The organism is Clostridium bornimense, from assembly GCF_018917145.1.
Lineage (GTDB): Bacteria > Bacillota > Clostridia > Clostridiales > Clostridiaceae > Clostridium_AN > Clostridium_AN bornimense_A.
The window spans coordinates 1-8,856 of record NZ_JAHLOD010000079.1 but is presented as its reverse complement, the minus strand read 5'-3'; the positions used below and the strand labels follow the sequence as shown (position 1 = coordinate 8,856).

The window sequence follows — 8,856 nt, the reverse complement described above, 5'->3', positions numbered from 1 at the left end:
CTTTCTTTTGATAGATGGAATGAAATATTAGGTGATCCTATTATGACAGCTGCATTAACCGATAGGTTAACACATAAGTCTTTTATCATTAATATGAATGGAAGTTCTTACAGATTAAAGGAAACTAAAGCTTGGCTAAAAACACTAAACTAAAAATTCAAAAAATATACGTATTAAAAATTATTCATTTACTGGTGGTATAATTTTTAGCTGTGTTTTGGTATAGATTTTAAGTATAAAAAACATAAGACATTATTGAATATGTTAAAAGGAGCTATTATAATTTAGTTTATATATATTGTTAGGGGGAATACTTTCTTGAAATTTAATATATTAACAGTAAATTTAAAAACAGATATTATGAATTTAGTGGTTTCTTGTAGAGAAGATCTCAACACTAAGAAAATCTATCAATGGAATGAAAACTATCCAACTTGGCAAATAATAAAGGAAGATATATTAAATAATGAAGCTTATGGATTATTTGATAATGACAAATTAGTCTCTATATTTGCCTTAAATACAAAAGAAGATCCTCTTTATAAAACATTAAATTGGAGTTTTAAAAATGAAAAAGCTCTTATCATACATAGGTTAGCAGTTTTACCTTCATATCAAGGAAAAGGTATAGGAAAAAAAGTTTTAAAATTTGCAGAAGAATTTTGCTCTAAAAAAAATTTGAAATCAATTAGATTAGATGCCTTTTCTTTAAACACAGCAGCTAATAATTTATATTTAAATTTTGGATATACTTATGTTGGTAAGTTAACTTTTCGAGGAAGAATCCATCATAATAATTGTTATGAAAAATTGATTAAAAAAGGCTAGACATTTCTTATTTAAAAATGTCTAGCCTTTAAATTAGTTATTTTAATTTTGGAACTTTATCACAAAATCACAAGGTGTTGGAGTTTAAAAAAGTCGGTAAGAAATAATACTAGGAAACGCCTAAATTACGTTTCCTTTTTTTGTGTTTAGTTTAAAAAAGTCGGTAAGAAAATTCATATTTTGCTATAATAAATTCTATTTTTAGTTTAAAAAAGTCGGTAAGAAAATTCATATCCATCTATACCTATTTCATCGACTATTAATTTAGAGTAGTTTTACTACAAAAATAATATATCTAATAATTATTTATCCCAATAAAATAAGTGTATTTTTCTTAATCTAAAAACACACTTATCAAAAATATATTATTAAAAGATTTTTTTGATTACACCATAACTAATTATAACAATTATAAGAAAATACATTTTTCACGCCCTATTTCAACAACATACATTTTATTTATTTCGTGGAGTCCATCCTGTATCAAAACCAAGAGATACTATTCCAGAACCAGGAACACTAAGATTGATATATAATTCGCCATTTCTTTCAATTATAGGTCTATTTTTTTCTTCTGGATTAACTTTAATTAGCGTACTGTACCCAATTTTATAATCATCAAAACGTAATTTTTTCATATCAATTGCTTTATTATTTTCAAAGTCAAATAATATTTCTTCTGCTTCATGAATAACCATTTTATAATCAGTGTTTGGCTTATATAACAATTTTAAAGTTTGTATTTGTCTTCCAGTAATATATTCTTCTACCTTACTATTAAAAAATATAGTAATCTGATAACATCCTGTAGAAAAATCTTTATACATTGATAATGCAATTTTAGTCATCAATCTTTTTCTATCAATATCTACAGTTTGACCTTTAGCTGTATTGTACCTTTTCGGTAAAAATTCCAGATTAGATATTCTACAATTGAATCCATTGTTATCCATATGTTCGATAATCCACCCATTTTTATATAATTTATCTATATCCACATCTGGATACCATTTTTCGATTATATATCTATGTAAATAACCTAATTTCGATGACTTAATATGATTATTGTTCTTTGTCCATGTAACTCTTGTAATTTCATCATAATAATCCTCTCTATATGTTGCATAACATAACTTATCCCACTCTGGTCTTGTGATATAAATATCATCTCCATGAATTGAAAATTTATTTTTACTAGCCATATTTACCTCCCTATAATAATCTCCTATTTTTTTCTATCATTATACCACATAATGGTATAAACGAACTGTATTGTAGTTATTTCTTTTTAGTCAAAATAAATTAATCATTCATAAGACAACTATATTCTTCTTTTATTCTTAATAAATTTTTTATACTTTTCCAAGATGTTCTTATCTTTAATCCCTGCTATTCTTAGTATCTTCCAATCTGATAATTCTAAATTTTTCTTTTTTGCATTTATATATATATTATCTAATCTTCTAAATCTAAATTCTTCTACACTTTCACATACGCTCTCTAAAAATTCCATAGTATTAGGCAGTTTATGTAGTTTCTTCTCTAATAAAGCTCTATTCAATACTATTTTTCCTATTAATGACTTTGTAATACGTGTTGGCTTTTTCATATTCAAAATTATATAATATGCGTTCTTTACTGCTTTCACCATCTCTTCATCCTTATTTCTCCAATATTGAGTATAATCTTTTATATTACTTGTGGTTTGTATTGAAGGCATATTTATATCAAACCAATATTTATCATTACGATACAACCAAATATATTCTTTTTTCAAACATCTTCGTACTTCAGTTCTAGTTATGCCATTTTTTTCTGAAATTAATTTCTTTACTGAATTTCTATACTCTCTCTTTATATATAGATAATTATCATTTTTATTTGTACTTTTAACTAAAATTTTACGTTGTGTATTCAATGAATTTTTAATTCCTAATTTATCTGCATATTTAACAACTGTACCTGCATCACATCTCATTTGCTTTGCTATTGCATTTATTGATAAATCAGATTGTATTAATTTTTTTAAGCCATTTTCCCACACATCACCATAACATATTACTCTTCCTATATAATAAGGTCCTTTTTTTATATCCTTAGAATACGTAAAACCACATTTGCATCTAAACGTCCCTATAACTTTCTTACTTTTACTATCAAACTTAATTTTATATTCATTAATTACTGCTTTTTTATAATTCTTGCAACAAGGATTTAAACATAATGCTCTTTTATGTTTAAAATTTAATTCTGTATCTTTCATTTGATTCATAAATTCTTCAACACTACCATAAAGAAACTCAATAAATAAAATGTGTCTAAGTGGATGTACTATTTTCTTATATTTTCGTACAAGACATTTAAGCCAATTATTCTCATTATCCATATCAATGTTGCTATTTAACAAATTCAACAATTCCTCACCATGATAATTTATAAACTCTTTATGTAAATTTCCTTGATAAACTCGTCCATTTATACTTGATAGCCCTCTTTTATATAAAATAATATTATATTTCTTTTTTATGTCTTCTATAGTAAATTTAAGTTTTCTATTATTTAACAAAAAGTATACATCTTTTGATATTTGTTTTAATTTCTTATTTAAATCACAATCTATATATCTAACATTAAAGTCTATACGCTCACTATTAATCACTATATATTCATCCCTTATTAGATTGGATGAATATTCATTTAATAAACAACCATGTTTTTCACATACAAAGACACCTTCTACTTGATGTGTTCTATGTATATAACATTCTTTATACATAGATAACTCTTCTTTACAGCATAACGGACAATAGTAAATGTGTTTTTTTCTACATATTCCTCCTGCTAAAATTCCTGTTTTATATTTAATTGATTTTCCATTTGAATTTATTAACCTTTTAGTAATCTCCTTAACATCTTTCTTTTTCATAAAATAAAAATAAAGAGGCATTAATGAATTGTCCTCTATTAAGTCCTTTTCACTAATGCTTATATCCTCTATATTCTTAACAAACTCTTTAAGATAACTCTGAAATTCTATTGTTGGTGTTATATTGATTGTATTAAATAATTCTCTTAATGTTGTTTTTAAACTTAGATTACCTGAATATTTATGATATCTTCCAATGACACTATATAACAATTCATCATTATATCTTCTAGGTAAAAATTTAATCACTTTCTAAATTCCCCTTTATATAAAATCTTCTTTTACATTATCTAGTAAAAAATTCTCTTTTTCCTCTTCACTAACTTTATTTCTTTTAGTTTTCTTATTTACTGTCTTGCTGCTTTCAGTAATTGGATTTTCTTTCTCTATTAACATCTTACATGTTTCTTTTAATAATATAGGTTCATCTACATCTTTACCGAATTTTTTCTTTACTTTATCTATAGCATCAACTATATCTTCAATATCATATGACATCTTTTGTAATTGAATTACTATATTATTTCTTATTTGAATTTCTCTTTCCTTCTTATTCTTTGATTCGCTACAATAAATATCTTTTGATACTTGTGAAAATTTCATTTCCTCTTTTTTGTGGATAAATCCACCTATATCAGGAGAATATAAATCCTCATATTTTGCTAATCTATTTAAATCTCTTTGTTCTAATGCGTCTATCATATCATTAGTCAAATTAAATGAATCTTTTGTTACTTGTTGAATTAATTTAATAGTAATCTTTTCTTGTCCTGACTCTATTGCCCTTATCTGAACAGCTATAAATAATTTTATAATTCTATCTGTTATCCCAGCCGTATTTTCGTACATAATATCACTAATTCTATCAGTCAATGGAGTATATTCTTTAGTCCACTGATATTGCCATAATTCTTCTATAAACATTTTCCAATGTTCATCTTTATTTAACCTATCCCATTTTATATCTGATATTCCTGTTACTCTTCTTCCATGACGAAAATCTTTAGCTAAAATTGTATTATACGCTTTATATGTCCCAAGAAAAATAATCGGAAGTTTTACGTCATTCATTATAGTAACAAAAAAATTAAATAATTGCTCTCCTTTTTTATTTCCTAGAATATGTTGAACTTCATCAATTACAAGAACGCCTATCGCATGCTTTAACACTAAATGAGCCATAGCAGTAATCATAGTATCTACACCATTTCTACTATTTCCATATTGTTTTGCATAATTAGTACCCTTTAATAGCCTATCTAACTCTTGAAAAAACTTTTGACAAAGCCCTTTCATTCCACCATTATAAGTACAATCAATCTTTATCCATACTACCTGAGTAAAGAGAAACTTATTTTCTCCATCTCCAGTATGAATAATTACAGGTGGATAATATGATAAGCTCATATTAACAGATGTAGTTTTTCCTGCTCCACTTATTCCAAACAATGAAAATCCATTTCCAGAGCTTGCTGTATTATCATATACACATTGTATCTCATCATTTTCCTTCAAATATGTATTAGATAGTAATCCTGAATACTTTTTTAAATCATCTATATGTTCTGGACTAAAAACAATCTTTGATGCATATCCATTTCTTATAACTCTAGATAACATTGAATCAATTCTTAAATTGTAACTTACAGGAAAGAAACAATTAAGAAGCCTTAAAACCGAATTGATTCTATATTCAGCATCCTTTTGCCGTTCAGACTCATTAAATATTGGTGGATTATAAACATCCATATAGTACATTTCACTTGTTCTTTCTGGAGGTAAAGCTTCTATCAAAATATTGTTTTTAAAACTTATATTTTCCTGTTTAATATATCTTGCTTTTACATGTTCGCCAAACTTAAAGATACCATTAAAATATTCCTCATATTGACTATGTTCATATGTTACATACTCTTTCAATCAATAATTCATCTCCCACTTTTTAAATTCTTAATTTTTTGCAGCATTATACTCTCATAAGTATAAGTGTCTTCATTCTTTTCTACAGTATCATTAACACTTTTATCATTATAATTTTCTTCTTTAGGTTTAATCGGATTTTCTTTAATTAGTGAGTTATCCAACCCATCTAATACCGTTTCTATTTTTCTATTTTCTTTTATATGTTTAATATTATTTTTTTCTTCACCTTTCTTTCTCTTTGCTTCCATAATTACTTTTTCTATATCTTCATTCATCCTCAAATTAATATTATTTTGATTATTCATTTCATTATTCTTATCAATAACATCTTCTTTGAAGTAATCTTCTATTTCTTCAATCATTTTCCCCTCAAATGCATGATTAAATTTTTTATTTTCATTAAGTGTTGCCTCAACAAATTCATTATTATCTAAAATCAAATAAATTCTAGAAATATCTCTTAAAGTAAATCTAACTTTTACATAAATAGTTCCTCTTGTTTGTGCTCTAAGAAAATATCCTCTTTCTTTTAGAATATCACTTGTATAAATTAGTTTTTTGAAAATTATTCCTTCTCTTTTTATAGCAGCCTTGCCTTCCCTAAGTAAATTTAATATTAATATATCTTTAGGAATTTTACGTAATCCACCTGATTTATTCTCTAAAGCCCATCTCCATATTTCTGCTGGAATAGGCTTTATACCATCTTTTATCATTTCTTCATCTCTTGGATATTTATCTAACCATGTATTATTTCTTTTTATAATTGCATCTATTACAATTCTAGTAAATTCTTTTATGTCTAAACTAGCACTTTTTCTAACATCATATTCGCCACGGCATCCAAAACTTTTATTAACTGCACCTGGTAACCAGTGTTTAATTTCTTCATTAATACGATTAAAATCTTGCTCTATAATCCCCTTTTGACACCCCATATAACTTGCTGTATTTTCAATTATTAATCTTAAATTTTGTATACAATTCTCAGCTATAGGACCTACCATTTCTCCTCTATCCGCTAAAACTTTCTGTGGAAAACCTACTGCATCCCAATCCTGTTTATTTATATCCAAACCATACTGCTTACAAAATTCAACCTTATCCTGTGTACAATTATACAAAGCTAATGCTGCTCCATCCCAACTTGCACTACCCACTATTACACTCATTCCCACAATCATTCTACTATAGACATCTGCTACTAAATACAAAGTTGGTTTTCCAATTACAGATGTTCTTTTTAAACTATTAACTAAGTATACATCAAATGGTGTTGAATCAATTTGGAATCTTGACCCGACACCCAATGTTTCTATCACTGAATCTGAATCAATATCCTTATGGTTTAAATCAAATTTCTTATCCCCTAATCTTGCTCTCATTACACTTTCTTCATCCACATTTTTGTAATACCATTGTTTAAATTGATTCAATGATGGTATTTCATTAACATCTTTAACTTTTTTTGTACCATCTTCTTCCTTAATTGAAAAAAAGTCTTTTAACATTAACTCATAAGTTTTAGTCAAACTTCTCTGCCTCCTATTTTTAAAATATCTAGCAATTGATATCTTAAAAATATTTCTTATATCATCATCTACATTTATGCCAGTTTTTTCACCTGTAGCCATAGTTATATAACTAGGTCTTCCCCTTTTCTTATCTCCACACCGCTTATTTTTTCCTCCTCCACCACAATTCCTATAGTCATCGACTAATGAATATATTAGCTTTCCACCTTGAAGATACTTTCTGAAATATTTATATATAACTCTTTCACTAACATTGAACTTTTCTTTAGCTTCTAAAATTATTTTTCTTCTATAACTTTTTCTATAACAATGTGGTTCATTCTCTAATAAATACTGAACTATATTATAAGCATTTTCTAATCTCTCTCTAGATTTTTCTTTTAAAGAATTAATATCAATAACTATATTCTGTTCTGAATAAACATCATCATCTATTTCATATTCATTACTTAATAATGAGTCTTTTAATTCCTCCACTGATAATTCAATTATATTTAAAACTTCTGTGTTTAATTCTATAGCATAACAATTAGAATTATTATCACTAATCCATATAATCCTAATTTTTGAGCCATCTTTTATACACCTTAAAATATCATTTTCTAAAATATATCCTTGCATTTAGTTACCTCATTTATCTTCAAAATAAACCTTCATCTTAGTAAAATCAAAAGGTATTCTCATATCTGTTTTTACTCTTTTAGTTGCTAATAGATATTTAAAGAATTTTAGTCCTTCACCCTTGTCCCAATTCAATACTCTTTCAAATTCATGACATGTTTGAATTACATTATATCCTTTTTCATTCATTATATTTATATATATATTAATAAATCTATTTACGCTTTCATCTGAATATAAATTGTATTCTCTCCAAAAATAATCATTGTATATATTATAAATATTAATTGCTTTAGTTTTATCTATCTGTTTTTCAGTTACTATTCCCCACTCAATATGTCTATTTTCCCAATACTTTTTCTCTATAGATAACTTTTCTATCACTCTTGGTTTTCTACATTCACTTTCCATTTTTATTGCTCTAGCTACATTTCTAATACCATCTATATCATTAATTGTTATAAGAAAATCTGTAGTCATCACTGTATTATTTTTACTTTTTCTATCTGGATGTTCATATCCTAATTCATCAGCAATTAATAATGTTTCTTCTAATGGTAATAAAGGAAACTGTTCACGTATGTCTATTACTTTTTCCTCCCATTGTCTTAATAAAAAATAATATACTTCTAAATCAGACATAAATTCATACACTCTATCTACTTTCCACCCTGACAATCTGTGAACTCTCCCTTTTGACCCAAATTCATGAACCTTTAGCCAAGGAGTATATTCTTTATAACTTCCTGTACCTCTCTTTTCTAGAAGCCTATATTTATCAGTTTTTCTTCCACCTCTAGGCATGTAATTCTCCTTCTTTTAATAAAAATATACTACTAACATGACTATATTTTTTACATAATGACGAAATTTATTCATAATTACATTAATTATTCTTTTTGTTGTAAGCGTCAAAAATTAAGTACCTAGATACTAAAATCTCCAATTGATAAAATTAAGGAAATAACATTTTATCAGGAGGTTAGGTATGTATAAAAAGTTAAGTAATGATGAATGGAGAGA

At 26.2% G+C, this 8,856-nt stretch carries 7 protein-coding genes; 2 read left to right on the top strand and 5 right to left on the bottom strand.

Annotated features, from left to right (window positions below):
* Together KQI30_RS15915 and KQI30_RS15910 are read left to right on the top strand one after the other, a co-directional pair.
* The coding region (locus KQI30_RS15915; RefSeq protein ID WP_216464332.1) for an ATP-binding protein at window positions 1-153 on the top strand (153 nt) is incomplete at its 5' end.
* 165 nt (window positions 154-318) lie between these two features.
* Window positions 319-828 carry a GNAT family N-acetyltransferase gene (locus KQI30_RS15910; protein ID WP_216464331.1) on the top strand — a complete coding sequence of 170 codons (510 nt, stop codon included), beginning with the start codon at window positions 319-321 and terminating at the stop codon, window positions 826-828.
* A 455-nt stretch (window positions 829-1,283) separates the two neighbouring features.
* Here the strand turns inward: KQI30_RS15910 and KQI30_RS15905 are convergent, their stop codons facing one another.
* The 5 genes from KQI30_RS15905 to KQI30_RS15885 all read right to left on the bottom strand — a co-directional run bounded on the left by KQI30_RS15905 (window position 1,284) and on the right by KQI30_RS15885 (window position 8,637).
* Complete coding sequence (locus KQI30_RS15905) at window positions 1,284-2,030, bottom strand: HNH endonuclease (protein ID WP_216464330.1); 747 nt, start codon at window positions 2,028-2,030, stop codon at window positions 1,284-1,286.
* Window positions 2,031-2,149: 119 nt separating this feature from the next.
* Window positions 2,150-4,003 (bottom strand): TnsD family Tn7-like transposition protein, encoded by a 1,854-nt coding sequence (locus KQI30_RS15900; RefSeq protein ID WP_216464329.1) that lies wholly within the window; start codon window positions 4,001-4,003, stop codon window positions 2,150-2,152.
* Window positions 4,004-4,018: 15 nt separating this feature from the next.
* Window positions 4,019-5,674, bottom strand: a complete 1,656-nt coding sequence (locus KQI30_RS15895; RefSeq protein WP_216464328.1) for an ATP-binding protein — start codon at window positions 5,672-5,674, stop codon at window positions 4,019-4,021.
* Window positions 5,675-5,682: 8 nt separating this feature from the next.
* Window positions 5,683-7,833 (bottom strand): Mu transposase C-terminal domain-containing protein, encoded by a 2,151-nt coding sequence (locus tag KQI30_RS15890; RefSeq protein ID WP_216464327.1) that lies wholly within the window; start codon window positions 7,831-7,833, stop codon window positions 5,683-5,685.
* A 9-nt stretch (window positions 7,834-7,842) separates the two neighbouring features.
* Window positions 7,843-8,637, bottom strand: coding sequence for a TnsA endonuclease N-terminal domain-containing protein (locus KQI30_RS15885; protein WP_216464326.1), 795 nt, complete (start codon window positions 8,635-8,637; stop codon window positions 7,843-7,845).
* Window positions 8,638-8,856: the final 219 nt, after the last annotated feature.